This is a genomic window from Caballeronia telluris (assembly GCF_001544495.1).
Taxonomy (GTDB): domain Bacteria; phylum Pseudomonadota; class Gammaproteobacteria; order Burkholderiales; family Burkholderiaceae; genus Caballeronia; species Caballeronia telluris.
On record NZ_FCNZ02000014.1, the window covers coordinates 113347 to 135682 of the forward strand.

The 22336-nt window shown below is 66.5% G+C and carries 23 protein-coding genes; 7 read left to right on the forward strand and 16 right to left on the reverse strand.

Annotated features, from left to right (window positions below; genetic code table 11):
* Positions 1–4 precede the first annotated feature (4 nt).
* The 3 genes from AWB66_RS19130 to flgB are packed head-to-tail and all read right to left on the reverse strand — an operon-like array spanning position 5 to position 1695.
* The gene (locus AWB66_RS19130) at positions 5–733 is read right to left on the reverse strand and encodes a flagellar hook assembly protein FlgD (RefSeq protein ID WP_087631749.1); all 729 of its coding nucleotides are present in this window, start codon (positions 731–733) and stop codon (positions 5–7) included.
* 17 nt (positions 734–750) lie between these two features.
* Positions 751–1176, reverse strand: coding sequence for a flagellar basal body rod protein FlgC (gene flgC, locus AWB66_RS19135; RefSeq protein WP_044041731.1), 426 nt, complete (start codon positions 1174–1176; stop codon positions 751–753).
* Positions 1177–1197: 21 nt separating this feature from the next.
* Positions 1198–1695 carry a flagellar basal body rod protein FlgB gene (flgB, locus tag AWB66_RS19140; protein ID WP_087631750.1) on the reverse strand — a complete coding sequence of 166 codons (498 nt, stop codon included), beginning with the start codon at positions 1693–1695 and terminating at the stop codon, positions 1198–1200.
* A gap of 271 nt (positions 1696–1966) precedes the next feature.
* Between flgB and flgA the strand changes: the two genes are divergently transcribed.
* The 3 genes from flgA to AWB66_RS19155 all read left to right on the forward strand — a co-directional run bounded on the left by flgA (position 1967) and on the right by AWB66_RS19155 (position 4419).
* Positions 1967–3325 carry a flagellar basal body P-ring formation chaperone FlgA gene (flgA, locus tag AWB66_RS19145; RefSeq protein ID WP_087631751.1) on the forward strand — a complete coding sequence of 453 codons (1359 nt, stop codon included), beginning with the start codon at positions 1967–1969 and terminating at the stop codon, positions 3323–3325.
* A 189-nt stretch (positions 3326–3514) separates the two neighbouring features.
* Positions 3515–3841 (forward strand): flagellar biosynthesis anti-sigma factor FlgM, encoded by a 327-nt coding sequence (flgM, locus tag AWB66_RS19150; protein ID WP_087631834.1) that lies wholly within the window; start codon positions 3515–3517, stop codon positions 3839–3841.
* 134 nt (positions 3842–3975) lie between these two features.
* Positions 3976–4419 (forward strand): flagella synthesis protein FlgN, encoded by a 444-nt coding sequence (locus tag AWB66_RS19155; protein WP_087631752.1) that lies wholly within the window; start codon positions 3976–3978, stop codon positions 4417–4419.
* Between the two features lie 31 nt (positions 4420–4450).
* Here the strand turns inward: AWB66_RS19155 and AWB66_RS19160 are convergent, their stop codons facing one another.
* The 12 genes from AWB66_RS19160 to gspD all read right to left on the reverse strand — a co-directional run bounded on the left by AWB66_RS19160 (position 4451) and on the right by gspD (position 15975).
* The gene (locus tag AWB66_RS19160; protein WP_087631753.1) at positions 4451–5230 is read right to left on the reverse strand and encodes a type II secretion system protein N; all 780 of its coding nucleotides are present in this window, start codon (positions 5228–5230) and stop codon (positions 4451–4453) included.
* A gap of 10 nt (positions 5231–5240) precedes the next feature.
* A complete protein-coding gene (gspM, locus tag AWB66_RS19165) occupies positions 5241–5765 on the reverse strand; it encodes a type II secretion system protein GspM (protein WP_407642297.1) in 525 nt (174 codons plus the stop codon).
* Complete coding sequence (gspL, locus tag AWB66_RS19170; RefSeq protein ID WP_087631755.1) at positions 5741–7114, reverse strand: type II secretion system protein GspL; 1374 nt, start codon at positions 7112–7114, stop codon at positions 5741–5743. Before gspL ends, gspM begins: the two co-directional genes overlap by 25 nt.
* A gap of 47 nt (positions 7115–7161) precedes the next feature.
* Positions 7162–8265 (reverse strand): type II secretion system minor pseudopilin GspK, encoded by a 1104-nt coding sequence (gspK, locus tag AWB66_RS19175; protein WP_087631756.1) that lies wholly within the window; start codon positions 8263–8265, stop codon positions 7162–7164.
* Positions 8262–8936, reverse strand: a complete 675-nt coding sequence (locus AWB66_RS19180; protein WP_087631757.1) for a prepilin-type N-terminal cleavage/methylation domain-containing protein — start codon at positions 8934–8936, stop codon at positions 8262–8264. Before AWB66_RS19180 ends, gspK begins: the two co-directional genes overlap by 4 nt.
* Positions 8914–9318 carry a type II secretion system minor pseudopilin GspI gene (gene gspI, locus AWB66_RS19185; protein WP_087631758.1) on the reverse strand — a complete coding sequence of 135 codons (405 nt, stop codon included), beginning with the start codon at positions 9316–9318 and terminating at the stop codon, positions 8914–8916. The genes AWB66_RS19180 and gspI overlap by 23 nt, the downstream gene beginning before the upstream one ends.
* The gene (locus tag AWB66_RS19190; RefSeq protein ID WP_407642300.1) at positions 9318–9809 is read right to left on the reverse strand and encodes a GspH/FimT family pseudopilin; all 492 of its coding nucleotides are present in this window, start codon (positions 9807–9809) and stop codon (positions 9318–9320) included. The genes gspI and AWB66_RS19190 overlap by 1 nt, the downstream gene beginning before the upstream one ends.
* 38 nt (positions 9810–9847) lie before the next feature.
* Positions 9848–10312, reverse strand: a complete 465-nt coding sequence (gene gspG / locus AWB66_RS19195) for a type II secretion system major pseudopilin GspG (RefSeq protein WP_087631759.1) — start codon at positions 10310–10312, stop codon at positions 9848–9850.
* 150 nt (positions 10313–10462) lie between these two features.
* Positions 10463–10876: a general secretion pathway protein GspC gene (locus AWB66_RS19200; protein ID WP_087631760.1), complete on the reverse strand. Its 414-nt coding sequence runs from the start codon at positions 10874–10876 to the stop codon at positions 10463–10465.
* Positions 10876–12093, reverse strand: coding sequence for a type II secretion system inner membrane protein GspF (gene gspF / locus AWB66_RS19205; RefSeq protein ID WP_087631761.1), 1218 nt, complete (start codon positions 12091–12093; stop codon positions 10876–10878). Before gspF ends, AWB66_RS19200 begins: the two co-directional genes overlap by 1 nt.
* Before the next feature lie 4 nt (positions 12094–12097).
* Positions 12098–13585: a type II secretion system ATPase GspE gene (gspE, locus tag AWB66_RS19210; protein ID WP_235021168.1), complete on the reverse strand. Its 1488-nt coding sequence runs from the start codon at positions 13583–13585 to the stop codon at positions 12098–12100.
* Positions 13582–15975: a type II secretion system secretin GspD gene (gene gspD / locus AWB66_RS19215; protein WP_087631762.1), complete on the reverse strand. Its 2394-nt coding sequence runs from the start codon at positions 15973–15975 to the stop codon at positions 13582–13584. Before gspD ends, gspE begins: the two co-directional genes overlap by 4 nt.
* 622 nt (positions 15976–16597) lie before the next feature.
* Between gspD and AWB66_RS19220 the strand changes: the two genes are divergently transcribed.
* Together AWB66_RS19220 and AWB66_RS19225 are read left to right on the forward strand one after the other, a co-directional pair.
* A complete protein-coding gene (locus AWB66_RS19220; protein ID WP_087631763.1) occupies positions 16598–17044 on the forward strand; it encodes a lytic transglycosylase domain-containing protein in 447 nt (148 codons plus the stop codon).
* A gap of 160 nt (positions 17045–17204) precedes the next feature.
* Positions 17205–18425, forward strand: coding sequence for a GTP-binding protein (locus AWB66_RS19225; RefSeq protein ID WP_087631764.1), 1221 nt, complete (start codon positions 17205–17207; stop codon positions 18423–18425).
* A gap of 159 nt (positions 18426–18584) precedes the next feature.
* Here the strand turns inward: AWB66_RS19225 and AWB66_RS19230 are convergent, their stop codons facing one another.
* Positions 18585–18863: an HU family DNA-binding protein gene (locus tag AWB66_RS19230; protein WP_008352404.1), complete on the reverse strand. Its 279-nt coding sequence runs from the start codon at positions 18861–18863 to the stop codon at positions 18585–18587.
* A gap of 275 nt (positions 18864–19138) precedes the next feature.
* On the opposite strand from AWB66_RS19230, the gene AWB66_RS19235 reads away from it, so the two are divergent.
* A complete protein-coding gene (locus tag AWB66_RS19235) occupies positions 19139–20155 on the forward strand; it encodes a VTT domain-containing protein (protein ID WP_087631765.1) in 1017 nt (338 codons plus the stop codon).
* A gap of 33 nt (positions 20156–20188) precedes the next feature.
* Positions 20189–21979, forward strand: coding sequence for a bifunctional tRNA (5-methylaminomethyl-2-thiouridine)(34)-methyltransferase MnmC2/FAD-dependent 5-carboxymethylaminomethyl-2-thiouridine(34) oxidoreductase MnmC1 (gene mnmC, locus AWB66_RS19240; RefSeq protein ID WP_087631766.1), 1791 nt, complete (start codon positions 20189–20191; stop codon positions 21977–21979).
* Positions 21980–22336 lie beyond the last annotated feature (357 nt).

Consider the following 22336-nt stretch of genomic DNA (forward strand, 5'->3'; position numbering starts at 1 on the left):
AGATTTAGAGGATCGACGCGACGCTCGTCAGCCCGACGGTCTTGCCGTTCGCGAGCTTGAGCCCCGGCGTGCCGTCCGCCTGCTGCACGACGCTTTGCACCTGCGCGGCGGAGAGCGTCGTCGCGGTGGCCGCGACGCCGTTGATCGTGCCCTGCGCGGTGATCGTGTAGCTGCCGTCCGGCAGCGTCGCGCCGGTCGTGTCCGTCGGCGTCCAGCCGGTGACCGGCACCACGCCGGCCGACTGCGCGCCGAGCTTGATCGTGTTGACGATCTGGCCTGCAGAGTTCTTCACGACGAGGTTCAGGTCGCTGACGTCGTTCGCGAGCTGCACGCCGAAGCTCGACGACTTGCCGCTCGACACCGTCACGTCGCTGCCCGAAGCCAGCACGGTCGAGCCGATCAAAAGCGCCGCCTGGGTCGACTGGCCCGCGGAAAGCTGCGTCGCGAGCGAGCTGAGCGACGTGTTCAGCTGGCCGATGCCCGTCACCGTGTTGATCTGCGCGAGCTGCGAGGTCATCTGCGAGCTGTCGGCGGGGTTGGTCGGGTCCTGGTTCTTCAGCTGCGTCACGAGCAGCGTGAGGAACGTGTTCTGCAAATCCGACGCGGATTGCGCGCCGGTCTTGGCGCTCGTCGTCGAGGTCGTCGAGGACGACGACGACGTGCCGTTCATGGTGTCGAGCAGCGTCTGCGACACGCCTGTGCCGTTGTTGCCGATCGTGGTGCTGGTAGTCACGTGAGTTGTCCTTGGGTTCAGGTGCCGATCGTCAGGGTCTTGAGCATCAGCTGCTTGGCGGTATTGAGCGTCTCGACGTTCGCCTGATACGAACGCGAGGCGGAAATCATGTTGACCATTTCCTGCACCGGATCGACGTTCGGCAGCGTCACGTAGCCGTCCGCGTTGGCCGCCGGGTTGCTCGGGTCGTAGCTCGTCTTCATCGGCGTCGGATCGTCGATGACGCCCGTCACCTGCACGCCGCCGACCTGCTGGCCCGACGCCGTGCGCGCGCCGCCGAGCGGATCGACCGCGAACACGACCTGCTTCGCCTTGTACGGCTGGCCGTCGGGGCCGGTCGTGCTGTCGGCGTTCGCCAGGTTCGACGCGGTCACGTTCAGGCGCTGCGCCTGCGCGGACATCGCCGAGCCGGCAACGTTGAAAATGTTCATCAGGGATGGCATGGCTTCTTCCTTCCTTTACTGTCAGCTATTCGACGTGATCGCCGAGAGCATCGACTTGATCTGCCCCGAGATCACCGTCATGCCGGCTTCGAAGTGCAGTGCGTTGTCGGCGAACTGGACGCGCTCCGCGTCGAGATCGACCGTGTTGCCGTCGAGCGAGGGCTGGCTCGGAATGCGATAGGCGAGACGGCCGTAGTCGTCCGCCGAGCCGCCCGTGGACTTGAGCGTCGTCGTGCCGGGCATGTGACCCGCCGCGGTCGCCGCCATCGACATCCCGCTCGACACGCTCACGGGCTGCGCCATCGCGAGCGGTGCCGAGTTCGATGTCGCGGTGCCCGCCGTCGCGCCGCCCGTCTTCTTGAGCGCGCCCGCGAGCGAACTCGCGAAGTCGACGTCGCGGGCCTTGTAGCCCGGCGTGTCGGCGTTCGCGATATTCGACGACAGCAATTCCTGCCGGTAAGCGCGCACGTCGAGCGCTTCGCGGCCGAAAGCCAGTTCCTTGTCGAGTTTGTCCAGCATCCCGGGTCGCTCCTTTCGCGTTTCCTAGACCGTTTCCTCATCCGGTCCCGCGTCGATGCCGCTCGCGAGACCTTTTTGCATGTCACGAATATTAGAAGCGCGCCGCAAGATCCAATCAGACGAATAACCGGGGAAGCGGGCCTCTATTCGGGGCTTGGGCGCGGCGGCCGGTATCTAGAATTCTTCTCGTGGCCGGGGCGCCGCATTCGCCGCATGGATTCGACGACCCGGGAAGTTCTGGTTTGGCCGCTTGTGCCGAGGGAGAGATGTAATGAGCAGGTCCGCTTCGCATCGGCCGGACGCCGGGGTTGTCGCCGCCGGGAAGGCTTTACGCCGCGCCGGGCGCCTGTCCGGCCGGTCGCTCCGGTCGGCGCGTTCGCTCGCGAGCGGCGTCGCGCTCGCTTTCGGCATGGCCGGTCAGGCCATCGCGCAGGAAGGCGGGCCCATCATGATTCCCGGCAACGCCGAGACGAATCCCGCCGCGCTGAACGCGATGGCGAAGAACGCGGGCATGTCGGAGACGGCGGCGGCGCCCGCGGTATCGAGCGTTGCGGCCGTATCGACGATGAATACGCCGCGTCCGCGCGGCTACACGTCCGCAGCGACCGCCGCCGACGCCGCGCTGCAAAGCGCCGCCCGCGCACTCGACGCGCACGCCGAAGCCGCCGACGACACGATGTCGGACGCAAACGGCATGATCGTGATTCCGGGACCGGGCGAGGCGAAGAGCCCGCAGGTTGTCGCCAATCAGGCGCCGGGCGCCGGTTCCGCGAGCCTGCCGCGCGTGCAGTCCGTGACGGCGGCGCGCGCGGTGACGCCCGTGGTCGTCGTGCCCGAGAGCGCGTTTTCCGCGACGGCGGCCAACGCCAGTGCGGCGCGGCCGATTGCCGCGGCAGCGGCCGCGCCCGTCGCGACGCGCGTTGCGCCGAGCGCCGCGCGCATCGCCACGGCGAGCGTGGCGAACTCGAATCCAAACGCGAATCCGAACCCGCATCCAAACGCCCAGGCCACGCAGGACGGCGAGGCCATCCGCGCAGCTGCGCTGGCCTTCGTCCAGCAACAGGCGGCGGGCCTGCCCGGCAAGCCGGAAATCACCGTGATGCCGGTGTTCCCGCGCGGCCTCGCCCCCTGCACGGCGCTCGATCCGTTCATGCCGACCGGCGCCCGCCTGTGGGGCCGCACGACCGTCGGCGTGCGCTGCGTGGGCGAGCGCCCCTGGACGCTCTATCTACAAGTGCGCGTCTCGATCAACGCGACGTACTACCTCGCCGCGCGCGCCATCGCGCCCGGCGAAGTGCTCTCGGCCGCGGACCTGATCGCCCGTGACGGCGACCTCACCTCGATGCCGCAAGCCATCGTTACCGATCCGACTCAGGCGGTCGGCGCCGTCGCGCTCTCGCGCGTGCCCGCCGGCCTGCCGCTGCGCACGGACATGCTGCGCGGCGCGACCTCGGTGTCGATCGGGCAGAACGTGCGCGTCGTCGCCGACGGCTCCGGCTTCTCCATTTCCGCCGAAGGCAGCGTGATGAACAACGCCGCGCCCGGCCAGCAGGTTCGCGTGAAAACGTCCGCCGGACAGATCATCACCGGCGTCGTGAAGGACAGCCAGACGGTCGAAATCCGGCTCTGAAGGCGCGGAATGAGCGGTATCGCGCATTTGTTGCAATTTGTTGCATCTGGTTTCAAATGCGCGAAAGCCTTACTGGATAAGGCGTTGCACGATACGGCACCTGACGGGGTGGTTCCGGGACGCGAGGCAGGTTAAAGTTTTTACACTGTCACGCCGATAAAGGAATCAACTCGTTCGGGAATGCACATCGTGAAAATCGATTCGAATAGCAACACCAGTCTCGCGGCCCTTCAAGAAGGAACGCAACGCGCATCGCAAAGCGATGCAAAAGGTGCCGTGAGCACCACGCAGCAGTCGGGTACGGCGAGCACGCCGCAGTCGACGGTGAGCCTGTCGCCCTTGTCGGCCGACCTGCGCGCCTCGAACGCGTCCGATGTCGATACGGCGAAAGTCGAGTCGATCAAGGCCGCGCTTCGCGACGGCAGCTACTCGGCCGACTCGGGCAAGATCGCCGACGGCATGCTCGGCACGGCCCGCGATCTGCTGCAAACGAAAACCCCGCCGACCGGCGGCTGAGACGAGTGACGACACCGCGCGCGGCAAGACGCGCGCGGTGACGCACGACGCTCTCGCATCGTCATGACGGTGCTGCCGGGCGGCTTTTTTGACCCTGACCGCGCGATTGCGGTCGAGCGTTTAAGCGAGTCGCAATGAAAGACGCCCTGCTTGCCACTGTTATCGATGAACTCACCGCCGTCGAGGCGTTCGAGTCGCTCCTGGCCTTTGAAGAAAAGGCGCTGATCGCGGCCTCGCCGCTCGAAGCCCTGCCGCCGATCATCGAGCAGAAAACCACACTGACCGAGCAGATCGCGGCGCTGGAACAGCAGCGCGACGCGCAGCTGGCCGCGCTCGGATTCGCCACCGGCTTTGCCGGAATGGAAGCGGCGGTCGCCGCGGACGAACGGCTCGTCGATCACTGGAACCGGCTGCGGGCCGCCGCCACGCGCGCGCGGCAGGGAAACAACAGCAACGGCGTCCTGATCCGCACGCGGATGGAATACAACCGGCGCGCGCTCGCGGAACTGCGCGTTACGCCGGCGAAATCGGGCTTCTATGGTCCCGACGGGCGCGTGCCGGGCGTGATGGGGCTCTGAAACGGGCTCTGAAACCGCGCCTTCGATTGCGTCAACGCACGAACGCCAGCGCGACTGTATCCGGGTCCGTGTGCCGGCCCAGCAGATTGAGCAGGCCCGCGAGGTTTTCGCGGGCTTCCGGCGCGGCGCTCGCCGTGCCGTGGAACTCGGTCGACTGCGGCGAAAGCGTGCCGTGGCCGTCGAGCATCAGCGGGCCCTTGCTGGTCGAGAGATCGATCGTCGCGGACGCGCCCTGCGCCTGCAATACCACCCGGTACGACCCGAGCGGCTTCACGCGCGACACGCGCGAGCCGATATCGTTGAGCGATACCACCAGCTGACCATACGTATTGCGCCCGAACACGCGCCAGTCGGTCCACGACAGACGCACGTCGCCGTCGATGTCGAGCGTGTTGAACGGCGCGCCGAGTCCGCTCAGAAGCGCCGCCGGCACGACGATCGCGCCCGGCGACACCGTGGCGCCGCGCAGCGTCGCATCGACCGTGACGGCATCGGGCATCGCCTGCGTCTGGCGCATCGTCATGTGAACGCGGCCGGTGAAGAGCGGCCAGAAGGCCGTCGTCCATTCGATCCGCCCCGGCAGCAGCGTCGCGCCGCTGCCGTCCGTGCCCGCCGCCAGCATCAGCGAGGCGGACCCCTGCCAGAGCGATCCGGCGGGATCGACCAGATTGACGTGGCCGCCCGTCGTCTTCGAGAACTGCGGCACGATCCAGGCGGCCGGCATCATCGCGAGCAGCGTGAAAAACACCGACAGCAGCGCCACCGCGATGATCGGCAGCGCGGCGCGCGCGCGGCGCGTCCAGTAGCTCATGGGCGCCGCCTCATTTCGCGCTCGCCGGCTGCAGCGACACGGTCAGATCGACCTGGCCGTCCGGCTTGAGCGCCTGGATTTGCGTCTCGGCGACCTGCACCTTGTACTGGCGGCGCACGTCGTCGAGCCACGCCGTCCACATTGGAAACGACGCGTTCTTCAACTGGATCTGGATTGCCGCGCCGACGAGCTGGATTTGCGTCGGCGGCATGCCGCTGTCCGCGAGCGACTTCGCGAGCGCGTCCTTCAGCACCTGGCCCGTCGGCATCACGCCTTCGACCACGCCCGCGAGCGAGCGCGCCTCGTTCGCCTGCGCGGTCATCTGCGCGAGCTGGCGCTGCATGCCGGGCAGGCTTTCCCGCAGACGCGCACGTCCCTCGTAAGCCGGCGCCCACAGCACGAGATACACGATCGCGATGCCGACCGCGAGCCCGCCCCACATCAGCAGCGTCTTTTCGCGCTGAGTCCGGCCGTCCCAGAACTCGGCCCACAAATCGCCGATTTGCTTTTTCACTGACCGCTCCTGATCGTCCATTTGCCGGTGCCGCTGTCCATGCTGCCCGAGAAACCGTTCGCCGCGAGGCGCTTTTGCAGGTCCGGGTCCACCTTCGTTTCGGGCTTGAACGTCACTTCCAGCCGACGGTCGCGATAGTCGAGCGCCGCGATGCCGTTCACCGGCACCGGTCCGAGCGAACGCGCGAGGCCGTCGGTCAGCGACAGAAAGTCGGTCGGCGAAAGCTCGCCCGCCGCGACCTTCTGACGTTCGAGCTGCCGCGCCATCTGGTCGGGCGCATCGAGGACGACCGTCGTCTTCGGAAACGCGTTGAGCAGCAGTTCGGTTTCCTGCGCGCGGATCGCGTCGCGCTGGCGGGCGAGCTGCAGCCACTGCGCGTTCACGCCGATGATCGACACGATCACCGACGCCGCCACCAGCGCGATCGGCACGCGCAGGCGCCGCATCGTCGCGCGGTCGAGGCGCCACGGCTGCGCGGCAAACTCGAACTGGCACAGATCGAAGCGGCTGGCGAGCGCGTTGCGCGCGAACTGCTCGAACGGAAGCGCCTGCGCGCCGTGGAACGCGCCCGTCGCCGAAGCGGCGGCCAGACGCGGTTCGTCGCCGGGCAAATCGGAAAGCGTGTAGAGCGCGCCCGGATGATCGCCTGCGAGCGCGGCGAGCGTCTGCATGACGGCGGCGGCCGGCAGCGCGAGACCTTCGCCGAGCGCCGAATGCTCACCGCGCGCAATCGCGATCTCGACGAGCGGCGACGTCGCCACCGCCGTCGCGGCAGGCGCGGCGGCCGGCGTGGCGACTTCGCCGAGCAGCGCCGGCGCAGTCGAGACGACGTGGCCGAGCACGCCGACGATGAACGGATCGAGCGGGAGCGGTGACGCCTCGGCGGCGTCGCCCGGTTCCGGCGTCACCGCCGCGGCCGGGGCCGTCGCCGTCAGCGGCAGGCAGCGCATCGCCGGCACGGCTTTGACGTTGCGATGCCCGCTCGACGCGAACGCGTTCAGCACGAAGCGGAACCAGCCGCGGTCGATGATCGCGACCACGCGCCGGCCGCCTTCGAGCGCAACCGGATCGACGGCGATATGGCAGGTCTGTGGATCCTGGATCAGCTGATCCTCGACGACGTTCGGCAACGCCTGCCGCAGCTTCTGCCCCTTGAGGGGCGGCAGCGGTGCCGCAAGCAGCAGCAGGTCGCGCGCGGCGACGATCAGCACCGTCGCGCCCGCGCGCGGCAGGAGGCCGAGCGACGCGCGCCCGGTGCGCTGCGTCCCGCCGCGCTTGTCGACGAGCAAAAACGGCAGCTCGGGCAGTTGCCACTCTTCCGAGCGCACCGCCGGATCGCGCGGCGGAAGTTGGACGATCAGTGTGCTCAAGGGCCGCTCTCTCTCATCGTTGGACGTTCAAACATGCGGTGAAACAGTCATTGCTGGTCGCGGACATAGACGACGCGCGTCGTGTGCGTCGTCGGGTCGCGATAAATCAGCGTCGTGCGATCCACCTGCGCGCGCTCGTGCTCGACGCGCCCATGAATCACAAAATAGCGCGTCGTGACGTCGAGCAGGTTCGGATCGATCGAGCTCGCCTTGACGCCCGTCCCGTTCAGCGCGAGCTGAACATTGCCGACATCGTGAAAAAACACGGTCTCGCGGCGCGCGACGAACGCCTGCGCCTGCGACAGATTCATCCCCGGCACCACGGCCGCGATCACTTCGGGCGGCGCCGTGTTCATGTTGACGGCGGTCGTCGTCGGCAGCACGGTCACGAACTGGCGCAAGCGCTCCACCGCTTCCGGGGTGAAACCCTGCACGTCGAGCAGCGAATCGACGCTGATCACCTGCAACGGCGCGACCGGCGCGTTGCTGTCGGCGTCCTTCAGGCCCGGATCGTCGGTGAAATTGCCGCCGCCCGTGCCGCCGCCCTGCGCGATCGCGGCCATCGCCGCTTCCGGCGACGAAGCCGCCGCCCCCGACGCCACCTGAAACCGCGTCGCCGACTGCGCGAGGCCCGCGCGAATCTGCAGCGCGGTCGTCTTCGCGAGCGAGCCGTTCAGCCCGAGGAGCGTCAAGAGCCGCTGGAACGACGCGATCTGCTCGACGTTGATCGTCAGCACGCCCGGCGTCGGCGTCGACACGAGGTTGCGGAGGTTGAACTTCGCCTGCGCGTCCTCGATCGAGCCGGACAAGTACGTCTGCGCGCCCTGCTGCGCCCGCACTTCGCCGATCTGCCCGAGGAAATCCGACAGCCGCGTCTTCGCGATCGGCACGCCCCAGACGCCGCCGAGATAAGTCACCGTCGGCGAGGTGTCCGCCTCCGAGCGCAGGATGAGCCGCGTCCAGTCGAGCGCGCTGCGCGAAATCCAGTTGGCCTGCGCGAGCAGACGCTGGTTCTCGATCCGCCGAATCTGCACTTCCTGACGCCACAGCATGCCCGAGACGAGAATCGCGGAAAGCGCGACGACCAAGAGCGCGCTGATGATCGCGACGCCGCGTTGCTGGTTCGAACGCTTGCTGGCCTGCATCGTCATTCTCCGACGAGGAACACGCGCGTGATCGGCGCCTGCAAATTATGCGCGCCGACCGCGACCTGAACGCCCGTGACCGAGCGCGGAAGCGGGCCGTCACCGAGTTGCGGCACTTTCACGTTATTGTCGTTCTCGGTCACCTTCGACGCCACGTCGCTCATCTGCGTCGTCCAGCCTTGCTGCGTGACGTAGACGCGCGTCGCGAACGATCCCACGCCGCCCATCAGCGGCACGGCGCTCCAGCCGTCGGCGCTGTCGGCGGCCGAGAGCGCGCGGCGCACTTCGCCGACGTTCGCAAGCGGCGCCGACGCAAAACGCACGATGCGCCCGTCCGTCAGCCGGTAGCGCACGACCTGCAACCGCGGCGGCCCGCCCGGCGTGTACACGCCGCGCACGATCTGCAGGCGGTTGCCGCCCATCGAAATCGCGGGCTGGCCGGCCTGGTCGTCGGTCGCGGCCTGGCGCGCGTCGATGCGCATCTGGTCGAACAACTGCGCGACGACGCGCTCGTCCTCCATCGCGTTCGTGATCGTGGTGCGGCCGCGGATCACCTGATCGAGCCCGCGCCACGACAGCACCGCGATCACCGCGAGAATCGCAATCGCGATCATCATCTCGATCAGCGTGAAACCGCCGGCGCGGGCGCGGCGCTCAGAGCGAACGATTCGTTTCATTCGCCACCACCGTAACCATCTGCGCGAGATTGCCGGAACGTCCCGGCATCGCGACGAACATCTCGACGCGGCGGAAAATCGGATTCGGCGTCGCGGAAACGCGCTGCGTGCAGACGAGCTTCAGGTTGCCCTGCGAGCAGTCGAAGCTGCGCGAGCCAATCGGCGGCCATGCACGCGTGAGCCGCAACTGCGCGAGTTCGTTGTCCGCGCTCCAGCCGGCGAGCAGCCGCCGATGCAGGTCCGCTTCGCCCGTCGCGAGCGACCCGACCGCGCGCAGCGACGCGGCGAGCGCCACCGCGATGATCGCGAGCGCGACCAGCACCTCGATCATCGTGAAGCCGCGGGACTTCGCGCGGCAAGTGGTCCGGTTGGTCGCTGGCATCACCGCACCTGATAGCGGCCGTTGCCGTTGCCGACGATCGTCGCGCGTCCGACGGCCGAGACGAGCGTGATTTCCATCGGCGCGTCGATGGCTTCGGTGCCGAAGACGAGCCGGCCGACCGACTTGTCGGTGCCGGCGAACTGGATTTCGACGTTCGTCACGCCGCCTTCCCAGCGACGCGCGCGAAACAGATCGTCGCGCAGGGGACGCCAGCCGTCGTCGGTGCGCACGTCGAAGCGAAAGCCGCCGTTGACCGGCTGCCACGCGATCGGCCGCGCGCGAACCTGCGCTTCGTCGCCGGCGGATTCGAACAGAAGCGCGAGCCGTTGCGCTTCTTCGTTGAGATCGGTGCGCGGATTGCGCGTGAGTTGCAGCGAAGCGAGCGACACGAGCAAGCCCGCGATCACCAGCACGACGAGCATTTCCAGCAGTGTGAAGCCGGCCGTACGCCGCGCTCCAGTTCGCTGGAGCGCGCTTCTTGTCACGCGGATGGGTCGCGGCCGTTCACTCACACTTGCTCGCCAAAAGCTTACTGCCAGGACCCGACGTCGGCGTCGTTGCCCTCGCCGCCCGCCTTGCTGTCGGCGCCGTAGCTGAATACGTCGATTTCGCCGTGCACGCCCGGGTTCAGGTACTGATACTGGCCGCCCCACGGATCGTTCGGCAGGCGCTCCAGATAGCCGCCGTCCTTCCAGTTGTTCGGGATCGGATCGTTGGTCGGCTTTTCGATCAGCGCGCGCAAGCCCTGCTCCTGGGTCGGATAACGGCCGTTGTCCAGCCGGTACAGCTTGAGCGCCTGCATCATCGTGCCGATGTCCTGCTTGGCCGCGACGCGGCGCGCTTCGTCCGGACGGCTCATGATCTTCGGCACGATGAGCGCGGCGAGAATGCCGAGAATCGCGATCACCACCATGATTTCGATCAACGTGAACCCGCGTTGGCGGCGTGCCTGCGCCGTCGAAAGTTCCATGCGGCGTTTCGTCCACATTTGCATGACTACTACCTCGTTTCGATGAAGATGTTGTTCGTTCGAAGGCGCCCGATGCGCCAGCGAAACACCCCGCGCGGCTTCACGCGCGTGGGAAGGAAAGCATTCTATAGGTCCGGCCGGCGCCCGCTTTCAAACGGCTTGACGGGGATCGTGTCAGCGCACATAAATCGTCGGGCCGGGCGCGTTTTGGGGCAGAAAGACCTCGGATTTCACGCCATTGCGGTCGATGATGATCGAGCGCGCGCGCACTTCGGAAATCTTCACGCCCTGCGTGAGCGGCCCGCCGAGCGAGATCGCGCGCGCCGGCTCCCCGCCGTAACTGACGATCGCGGCCGCGCCGTGCTGCAACGAGAGAATGCCGAACAGATGCACGTCCTGATTCGCCTGCGTCTGCAACTGGCCGCCGAAAATCGTCGCCGCCTGTTCGACCGACGGCGTGCGCGTCGCCTCGGCGGCAGGCAGCGGTGCGGTCTGGCGCGAACCCAGCGTGACGACCCAGTAAGTCATCGTCACGCAGAAAAGGGCCAGCGCGGCCAGCGTCAGAAGGCGGGTTTGCAGGGCGTTCATTACTGCACCATGTTGTTCAGTTCGATGATCGGCAGCATCACCGCCAGCACGATCACCAGCACGACGCCGCCCATCGCGAGGATCAGGAGCGGTTCGAGCAGGCTCGTCAGGAACATCGTGCGCCGTTCGAGTTCGCGCGCTTCGCCATCGGACGCGCGGTCGAGCATCGTCGTGACGTCGCCGGTCGCTTCGCCCGAGCGGATCAGGTGCACGAGCACCGGCGGAAACGTCTTCGTGTTGCCGAGCGCGCGCGACAGCGACGTGCCTTCGCGCACGCGCACGATCGCATCGTCGACATTTTCGCGCATCGCCGTGTTGCTGAGCGTTTCGCCCGCCGCCTGCAGCGCGCGCAGGATCGGCACGCCGGCGGCCGTCAGGATCGCGAGCGTGCTGGCGAAGCGCACCGTGTTGTAGCCGCGCACGAGCTTGCCGATGAGCGGCGCGGTAAGGAGCCACCGGTCGAACGCCATGCGCGGGCCGGGCCGCGCGAGGATGCTCTTGACGATCCACGAAAACAGCACGACGCCGAGCAGCACGGCCCACCAGTAATTTCGCACGAAACCGGAGAGCGCCATCATCATGACGGTCAGGACCGGCAGCGCCTGCTTGGTGCTCGCGAACACGTTGACGACCTGCGGCACCACGTAACTCAGCAGGAACGTGACGATGCCGAACGCGATCAGCGTGACGATCGCCGGATAGGTGAACGCGAGGATGATCTTTTGCTTCAACGCGTTGCGCTGCTCGATGTAATCGGCGAGACGCGAGAGCACGAGTCCGAGCTTGCCGGTGTGCTCGCCCGCCGCGACCAGCGCGCGATAAATCTCGGGAAAGTCCTTCGGATGCTGCGCGAGCGCGTTCGCGAACGAATGGCCGCCGAGCACTTCCGCGCGGATCGCGGCCATCAGTTCGCGGATGTAGTCGCGTTCCGACTGCTCGGTGAGCACCGCGAGCGTCTCGCCGAGCGGCAATCCTGCGATCAACAGACTCGCGAGCTGGCGCGTCAGAATGGCCTGCTCGCGCTGCGACAGCCGCCGTCCGAGCGACAAACGCTGCTGGCGTTCGCCGCGCGTGCGGCTGCCCGCCGGTTCGACGACGAGCGGCGTCAAACCCTGCGTGCGCAGGTGGCCGCGCGCGGCGCGGGCGCTGTCGGCATCGAGCACGCCTTTTTGGGTCTTGCCCGCCTGATCGATCGCTTCGAAACGGAAAGCCGGCATCGCGCTAATCTCCGCCCGTCACGCGCAGCACTTCTTCCAGCGAGCTCACGCCCGATTCGATCCAGCGATCGCCGTCCTCGCGCAGCGTGCGCATGCCCTGCGCGCGGCCGGCGGCGAGAATGTCGGCGTCGGCGGCGTTGCGGTGGATCAGCGGGCGGATGACGTCGTCGATCAGCAGCAGTTCGTACACGCCGCGCCGCCCCGAGTAACCCGACTGACCGCAACGATCGCAGCCGACCGGATGCCAGTGCGTCACGCCGTTTTCGACGCGCGCTTCCTTGCAGACCGGACACAACTGCCGCACGAGCCGCTGCGCCAGCACGCCGAGCAGCGACGAAGCCAGCAGATACGGCTCGACGCCCATGTCGGTGAGACGCGTGACGGCCGACGCGGCGTCGTTCGTGTGCAGCGTCGCTAGCACGAGGTGGCCCGTCAGCGACGCCTGCACCGCGATCTGCGCCGTTTCGAGGTCGCGGATTTCGCCGATCATGATGATGTCCGGGTCCTGCCGCAGGATCGAGCGCAGCGCGCGCGCGAACGTCATGCCAATCCGCTCGTTGACCTGCGTCTGGCCGATGCCCGACAGGTCGTATTCGATCGGATCTTCCACCGTCATGATGTTGGTGGTGGTCGTTTCGAGCCGCGACATCGCGGCGTAGAGCGTGGTCGTCTTGCCGGAGCCGGTCGGGCCGGTCACGAGCACGATGCCGTGCGGACGGCCGATCAGCTTGTCGAAATGGACGAGCGTGTCGCGCGCCATGCCGAGCGTTTCGAGATTCAGGCGCTGCGCGTCTTTTTCCAGCAGACGCAACACCGCGCGCTCGCCGTGGCCGGTCGGCAGCGTCGAAACACGCACGTCGACCGGACGGCCGCCGACGCGCAGCGTAATGCGCCCGTCCTGCGGCAGCCGCTTTTCCGCGATGTCGAGCTGCGCCATGATCTTGATCCGCGAGATCAGCGCGCCGTGCAGCGCTTTTTTCGGACGCACGACGTCGCGCAGCGTGCCGTCGACGCGAAAGCGCACCACCGATGCGTTCTCGAACGGCTCGATGTGAATGTCCGACGCCTGCTCGCGCGCGGCCTGCGTGAGCAGCGCGTTGATCATGCGGATGATCGGCGCGTCGTCTTCCGATTCGAGCAGGTCCTCGACTTCCGGAATGTCCTGCATCAGCCGCGACAGATCGACCTCGCCTTCCACTTCGCCGACCACCTGCGCCGCGCTGCCGTCGTTGCGCGCATACGCCGAATTGATCGCGGCCGCGAGTTCGTCGCTCTTCACGCGCACGATCGTGAGCGCGCCGAAATTGCGCGCGACTTCGGCGAGTGCGGCGTCGCTGGTCTTGTCGCTGATCCAGACTTCGATGCTGTCCGCGTGCTGATGCGCGACCAGAATCTGGCCGGTGCGCGCGAAGCCGTACGGCACGAGCCGCGCGGCAAGCGGCGACGGAACGCCGCTGCCCGTGACGGTCGCGCCGTTCAGCGTCGTGCTCACGGCCGCGCTCCCGCGTCGCCGTTGAGCGGCATGCCGGGCGCCGAATTGTTCGGCACCGCGTAGTTGTTCACGCCGTTCGCGCCCGGCGTCAGCGGCTGGCCTTGCGGCGCCTGGGGTGCCTGCTGCATCGGCGGCACGCCGGGTGCCGGTCCGGCGTTCGGGTCCTGCGGCAGCGTCGTGCTGCCGTTCTGCGAACGCGTCGTGTCGTTCCAGTTGAAGAGGTTCTGCGCCGGCACCGCGCCCTGGCTCGGACCCGGCGGCGGCGGCGGAATCACCGGCACGTCCTTGTCGCGGATAAGGCGGTTGTCCGTCGTCGATCCATATTGCTGCTGACGCAGATAGTCGTAGCGCGTGGTCGCGATCTGCCCGGACGTCGCCTGGTCGCGCACGATCACCGGGCGCAGGAACACCATCAGGTTGGTCTTCGTGCGCGTCTTGTTTTCGCTGCGGAACAGGCTGCCGATCCACGGAATGTCGCCGAGCAGCGGAATCTTGCTGTTGCCCGCGTTGTACTGATCCTGCATCAGGCCGCCGAGCACCACGATCTCGCCGTCGTCCGCGAGGATGGTCGACTGGATCGAGCGCGTGTTGATCGTGACGCCGCCGGGGTTGTTGGTCGTCGTCGCGTCGACGGTGGAATCTTCCTGATAGAGCTGCAGCTTGAGGATGCCGCCATCGGTGATCTGCGGCTTCACGTGCAGCGTCACGCCGACGTCGCGCCGGTCGAACGTGTTGAACGCCGTCACGGACGTGGCCGTGTTGGCGGTCGGCGTCGCGTAGGAGCCCGTCACCACCGGCACGTTCTGGCCGACGACGATCTTCGCTTCTTCGTTGTCGAGCGTGATGAGGTTAGGCGTCGAGAGGATGTTCGCGTCCGACGACGTCGACAGCGCCTGCAACAGGCCGCCCAGCCCGAAGAAATTGCCGAACTTGTGCAGCAGGCCGACGTTCAGCCCCTGCGTGAGCAGCCCGGTCGCGCCCGAGAGCGCCGACGGATTCTGCGCGATCGCGTTGCCGGAAAGCGTCAGGTCGACGATGTTCGAATTGCCGGAACCGAAGCTCGAACTGCCGTAGACCGCGTTGTTGCCGCCGTTCGACATCAGCAACCCCTGCCACTGAATGCCGAGATTCGCGCTCGTCGTCGCCGAGAGTTCGACGATCAGCGCCTCGATGTACACCTGCGCGCGGCGCGCGTCGAGCTGGTCGATGACCGAGCGCAGGTTGCGGTAAACCGGCTCGGACGCGGTGATGATCAGCGAATTGGTCGCGGAATCGGCCTGGATCATGCCGCCCTGCTGCTGGTCGCCGCTCGTGTCGCTGTCCTTGTTGTTCGAGAAGCCGCTGTCCTTCGTGGTGCCGCCGCCGGACATCGGGTTGTTGCCCGAGCCCGAACCCGAACTGCCCGACAATCCGCCCGGCAGCGGCGGCGTGCCGGAGATGCCCGTCGAGTTCGCCGAACCGCCCTGGTTAAACGCGTTGGACGCGTTCGAGCCGCCCGACGTGTTGCTCGACGTGTCGTTGCCGCCGCCGCCCTTGCCCAGCATGCCGCGCAGCGTCTTCGCGAGGCGCGTGGCGTCCGCATTGCGCAGCGCGACGACGTGCATGTTGCCGGGTTGAGTCGTCGGCGAGTCGAGCTTCTGCACGAGTTGTCTGGCCGCGCGCAGGCGCGTTTCGCTCGATGCGCGCAGCATCAGCGAATTGGTGCGCGGGTCGGGCGTGGCGGTCACCTTGAGCGTGACATCGTTGCTGCCGACCGCGCCTGGATCGAGCAGCTTGTTCAACTGGTCGGCGACGTCGATCGCGTTCGCGTTCTTCAGCTGGATGACATCGACCGAACGGCCGGCGGCCGTGTCGATGCCCGCGATGATGCTGGCGATGCGCCGCACGTTGTCGGCGTAGTCCGTCACGACGAGCGTGTTGTTGGCGGGATACGCGGCGATCGTGTTGTTCGGCGAGATGAGCGGGCGCAGCACCGGCAGCAGGTTGTTCGCCGACTCGTTGCGCAACGCGAAGACCTGCGTGATCACCTGGTCGCCGCGCGCGGTAGGCGAGTCGCCGACGAAGGTCGGCACGCCCTGCAGCTTCGCGTCGGCTTCGGGCACGACCTTCAGCACGCCATGATCCTGCACGAGCGAGAAGCCCTGCATCCGCAAGGCGGACTGCAGCGTCTTCAGCGCCTGATCTTGCGGGACCGGATTCTCCGACACCAGATTCAACTGCCCTTTCACGCGCGGGTCGACGATGATCGTCTTGCCGGTCGCCGCTCCGATCGCGCGGGCGACCTGATCGATATCCGCGTTGACGAAATTCAGCGTCACCTGCGCGTGTGCAATCTGCGCCGTGATAAGTCCTGCTACCAGCAGTGCCGTCGCGGTGCGACGCAGTGCCATACGTTTTCTTCTCATGGAGTGTGATTTCAAGGCCTTGGGCGCATCTTGCCCGAGGCCGGCTGCAACGTGCCGTCAAACCTGCCGAAAGCGCCAGCCGGCAACGATTTCAGGCGTTTCCGCCGTCGTTGCCCGCATCCTAAAAACGTGAACCTTAGCAGCTTTTGATGTCTGCATTGTCACAATGAACCGGCTGAGCGCGGCCGCTTCCAAACCGGCGAAACTCTCAAGGTTCCGCGAAGATTGCCGTCAGACAAATGGAAGGCCTTGCGGATTTGCCACGCATTTATGCCGAGAGCGTGAATTTTAACCGCTCTGGAGGGCTTATTATTCAGACGTTTACAAGTTGGCCCTCGCCAAACCCGCTTTTCCGCCGTATCGGCTATCCTTCGCCGGCCCCGGCCGCCTGGCGCTTTTGGCGCGCGACTCCTTGCGTATGTCTGATGGCTAACTTATCCAGACAATAGTGTGCCGTTATGATACGGGCGGATGCGGTTCACGGGAGGCGGCTGTCGAGGCGGGTTTTTCCCGATGGCGCGCAACGCGCGGCGGGAGTGCTCCCGGCGTTGCTCCGTGCGGCAAGAGATGATGTTGCGCTCCGAGCGGGCGAGTGAATGGAAATACGATGAAAAAATTCCTGCGATGGTTTGCGATCGGCTTCGGTGCCTGGATGGCGGCGGCTTCCGCGCACGCGGACTGTTTCGACGAAGCCGCCAAGTATCAGAAGGTCAATCCGCTCATTTTGCGCGCCATCGCGTGGCAGGAATCGCACAACAAGCCCGATGCCATCAACAAGAACGCCAACGGTTCGACCGACTACGGTCTGATGCAGATCAACTCGATCCATCTGAACACGCTTTCGCAGTACGGCATTTCGAGCGGCACGCTGATGGAGCCGTGCAAGAGCGTCTACGTCGCCGCATGGCATCTGCGCCAGAAGATGAACAAGTACGGCAATACCTGGCAGGCCGTCGGCGCCTATCATTCCGAGACGCCCGCGCTGCGCGACAAGTACTCCCGCCAGATCATCGACATCCTGAGCCGCTGGAAGCTGCTCCAGGCTTCGCGCTGAAAGGCCGCAACGGCCTTCGGGAGATTGCGCTGTTGCAGGCGACGGCGCCACCCGCGTTTTGATGCACAATTCCCTCGTCGAGCCCTGACCGCGCTCGCGCCCGGCGACGCCACGCGTCGACCCTGCGCGCCTTTGCCCCACTTTCACTTCCCTCATCGTGATGAACTCTCTGCCATTGCCAGTCACCGTGCTGTCCGGATTCTTCGGCGCGGGCAAAACCACGCTCCTGAATCACCTGCTCACCAACGGCGAGGGACTGCGAATCGCTGCCATCGTCAGCGACCGGGGCGACGCCGGACACGCCGAGATGTCGGAAGGATGCGAGCGCCATGTCCTCTCCGACGATCTCGCCGCCACGATCGAACGGCTCGCCGCAGAAGGCCGTTTCGATGCAATCGTCGTCGAGTTGTCGGGCGCGACGGATCCGATTCGCGTCGCCGAACATCTCGCGCTTGCCGAGAGCGAAGGCGAAGTCGCGTTCCAGGACATCGCACGCCTCGACACGATGGTGACCGTCGTCGATGCATCGAGCTTTCTGCGCGACTACGCACACACGGGTTCGCTCGTCGAGCGCGACGCGGATCACGATGCAGACGACGATCGCACGGTGGTCGAGGTGCTCGTCGAGCAGGTGGAATTCTGCGATGTGATCGTCTTGAACAAGACCGATCTCGTCACGGCCGAAGCGCTGGCGCGGCTCAGGCACGTCCTGCACGCGCTGAACCCGCGCGCCGTGTTGATCGACGCGCGCTACGCCGATGTGCCGGTGAGGGAGGTCGTGAACACCGAGCGCTTCGATTTCGACGAAACCGCGAGCGCTGCCGGCTGGCTCATGACGCTGCACGATCAGCTCGACGAGGACCCCGAAGCCGCGCAGACCGGCGTCGCGCATCTCGTGTATCGCGCGCGCCGGCCGTTTCATCCCGTACGGTTGTGGGCGCTTCTGAACGAAGAATGGCCGCACGTGTTGCGCGCGAAGGGCTTCTTCTGGCTCGCGACGCGCAACGATGTCGGCGGCTCGCTGTCGCAGGCGGGTGGCGTATGCCGTCAGGACCCGGCGGGCATCTGGTGGGCGGCGCAGGACCGCAGCGAATGGCCGACGGGCGATGCGGAACTGGAGGCGGAAATCGTCGCCGACTGGCACGGCGACCCCGACGACATGACAGTCGGCGACCGTCGTCAGGAACTGGTGTTGATCGGCATCGATCTGGACAAGTACGCGTGGCACGACAAGTTCGACGCCTGCCTGCTCACCGACGAAGAATGGGCGCTCGGGCCCGAGGGATGGAAGCAGTTCGCCGACCCGTTCCCTTCATGGGACATCGACGAACATGATCATGATCACGGCGACGACTGCGATTGCGGTCATCACGTGCACTAGGCGCTTGCGCTGCGATTCGATTCGATTCGATTCGCCAAGCAAAAAAAACCCGCCGGCTGCGGCGGGTCATTTCCAACGGGTACAACGTGCTGCCTGGCGCCCGTCAGGGCGGCCCGGTCAGTCAACCGACAGCCGGTCGCCGACGATCGGCAATAGACCTTAGCGCTTGTTCACTGCGTCCTTGAACGCCTTGCCAGCCGTGAACTTGACGGTCTTGGCCGCCGGAATCTTGATGGATTCGCCGGTCTTCGGATTACGGCCGGTGCGCGCTGCGCGCTTGCCCGAGCCGAAGCTGCCGAAGCCGATCAACTGCACCGCGTCACCCTTCGATACAGCCTTCTTGATCACTTCGAGCAGCGTGTCCAGCGTTTCGCCGGTTTGGGCCTTGCTGGCGCCGGTCTGAGCGGCCACGGCGTCGATCAGTTCCTGTTTGTTCATTAAGGTTCCTTTATCAGTTTAGGTTGACACGAACAGCGCGAACGCGCCGATTATACGTGCGCGGGCCATGCAGTCGAGTGGTAGCGGCATCCCGGCGTCCCCGGCCGCTAATCTGGCTTCGCGCTCCACACCATGCCCGTACTGCCGTCTCTCCATCCGGCGCTTGGTATCATAACGCAGCGCAAACCCAATCAGGATAAGGGTTTCAAAGATTTACCCTTAATTTTTGAGCCCGTTTTGCCTTTTGGAAGCCGTTTTGTCCCGGGGTCCAGTCCATGCTACGTGAGCTGATCGTCGAATACGGATTGCCGTTGGTTTTTGCCAACGTTCTCCTGGAGTCGTTGGGATTACCCCTTCCGGCCTTGCCCACCTTGGTTTTGACGGGTGCGATCACCGCCGCCGCGAGCCTCGGTCAAGGCCCCGTTTCACCCTTTGCGTGGCTTCCTCAATTGCCCTTGATCGCCATCGTCGCGGTCGCGGTCGGGGCCGCGCTGATCGGCGACATCCTCTGGTTCTGGCTCGGCCAGCGCTATGGCTCGCGCGTGCTGCGCTTGCTCTGCAAGCTCTCGATGTCGCGCGATACCTGCGTCGCGCGCAGCCTCGACTTCTTCGGACGTTTCGGCGTGCGCGTCCTGACCGTGTCGAAGTTCATCCCCGGCCTTTCGACGCTCGCGATTCCCGTGGCGGGCGCGACGGGCGTCAGCTTCGTCACGTTCCTGTTCTACGATGCGATCGGCTGCGCGCTCTGGGCCGTGCTCGGCGTCGCGCTCGGGACGATGTTCGCCACCGCCGTCGATACGATCCTCGCGTGGCTCGACTGGCTCGGACGCGGCGCGATCGCGGTCGTCGGCGTGGCGCTCGCGGTCTATGTCGCCGCGCGCTGGTGGCGCCGCATGACGCTGATCCGGCGCCTGCGCATGACACGCATCGACATCGCCGAGCTGCGCGCGCTGCTCGAACGCGAGCCGCCGCCGGTAATCGTCGACGTGCGCCGCGAGATGGGACGCGCGGTCGATCCGTTCGTGATTCCCGGCGCGCTCACGCTGCGCGATGGCGACGTCGTGCCGCAACTCGCCGCGCTTGCGCGCAACCGCAAGCTCGTGATGTATTGCGACTGTCCCAACGAGATCTCGGCGGCGTTAGCCAGCGAAGAACTGAAGGCGCATGGCTTCGCCGATGTCGCGCCGCTCGCGGGCGGTCTCGCAGCCTGGCGCGCGGCGGGCTATACGCTTGAGCCCTTGCTGATCGACGCCGCCGCGCGCGATGCGATGCAGCGCATGGCTTCGTCGTGACGCCTTTCGTTGCGCGCCCTTCACACTGATTGAATGACCGATACCTTCCTGCAAGCCCATGACTTGCCGCGCGCCTGGGCGCGACGGCGCACGTTCACCATTGCCGATACGCAGTTCGGCGACGGCCGCGCTTTCCTCGCGGCATGGGCCGCATGGCGCGCCGATCCCGCGCGCTGCGAACGCCTGCATTTCGTCTCGGCCGGGTCGATCGCCACGCTCGACCGGGCACCTCCCGCGGATGTCGGACCGCTGACGACCCTGCTCGCGAACGCCTGGCCGATGCGCGTCGCCAACGTGCATCGGCTGGAGTTCGAAGCGGGGCGCGTCGTACTGACGCTTATCGTTGGCGAAAACGCGGACGTGCTGAACAAGCTCTGGCTGCGCGCCGACGCCTTCAATCTGCGCGCCGATCGCACCGTCGATCCAAGTGCGACCTGTAAGGCGTTGGCGCGCGTCGCCGCCGATCACGCGACGCTCGCCGCCGAAGCGCAGCCGACCTTGCAACGCGCGCTGGAAGCGGCCGGTTTCGTCTGCGATCCTGCGACGAAAGCGATTCTCACCGCCCGTTTCGCGCCGCGCTGGCGGGTGCGCCGTCACGAGCCGCCGCTGCCGGCCAGCATCGACGGGGACCGCCATGCCATCGTGATCGGCGCGGGTCTGGCCGGTTGCGCGGTGAGCGCGCGCCTCACCGCGCGCGGCTGGCGCGTGACGCTCGTCGACCGAAACGCTGACGTCGCCCGCGACGCATCCGGCAATCCGGCAGGCGTGTTCCATCCGATCGTCTGGCGAGACGACAGCATCGCCGCGCGCCTCACGCGAGCGGCGTTTCTGTACGCGCTGCGCCACTGGACCGAACTCGAAGACGCGGGCCACGAACTCCGGCGCACGCGCGACGGTCTGCTCCAGATCGCCGATTCGCCCGACGACGCGCTCGCCATCGCCGATGCAATCGGGCGCTTCGGCTTGCCGCGGGATTACGCCGTCGCCGCGACAAGCGAGGACGCGTTGCGGATCGCGGGCGTCGAGGTCGCGCGCGGCGGCTGGTTCTTCCCGCGTGGCGGCGCCATTTCGCCGGCTTCGGTTTGCGCGGCGCAATGCGCGATCTCGGGCGAACGGCTCACGCGCCGCTTCGGCACGGAAGTCGCGCGCGTGGCGCATGACGGCCACGCGTGGCGCGCTTTCGATTCCGCCGGAGCGCTGATCGCGCAGGCGCCGATCGTGGTGCTGGCGAACGCCCACGATGCGAAGCGCCTCGCCGCGTTGCACGGCGATCCGACGCGCAGCGTGCGCGGCCAGCTGACGATCCTCGACGACACGCCGCTCGACGCCTTGCGCGTGCCGGTGATCGGCGACGGCTACGCGCTGCCGCTCGCGCCGCATCGCACGCTGACGGGCGCGACTTACGACATCGACAGCACCGACCGCGAAATCCGCGCGGCGGGCCATCGGGAGAATCTCGAGCGTATCGCGCGGATGCTGCCGGCATCGAAGTTCGACGCCACGCAACCGTTCGAAGGACGCGTCGCGTTTCGCTGCGTGACAAGCGACCGCATGCCGATGATCGGCCAGCTTGCCGACGAAATCGCCGCACGCGCGGATGCAAAGCGTTTGTCTGGCGCATGGCCGCTCGATCTGCCGCGAGCGGCGGGTCTTTATGGCGCGTTTGCGTTCGGCTCGCGCGGGCTCGTATGGTCGGCGCTTGCTGCGGAACTGATCGCCTCGCAGATCGAAGGCGAGCCGTGGCCGATCGAACGCGAACTGGCCGAAGCGCTCGATCCCGCGCGTTTTCTCTTGCGCGCGTTGCGTCACGGCGATTTCACGTAAGCGTGCGGAGCTGGGACGCGGAGTTATCCACGAGGACCTGTGGATAACCGCGCGAGGAAGAATCGAAAGCGCTGTGAACGGCTTGTGGGTGTAAACGGGACAACTCGCGCGCGGCGCGCCGCGCGACAAAGTTGTTCGGAGTTACGGAGCGTCGGCTCACACCTTCACGATCCGCTTTTTCTTTCTTCAAGCCATTGATCGGTCGCGGTAAACCTGGGTTATCCACAGAAACGGTGCAGCCTTGTTAACTACTACTACGTATACATACGGGAAACAGGTAAACCTCTAAAGCGAGGGTCATCGGCAGAGGCAAACCGGCCGTTCGCCGCGGCGTGCGGTCTTTTTTTCCTGTCTCGC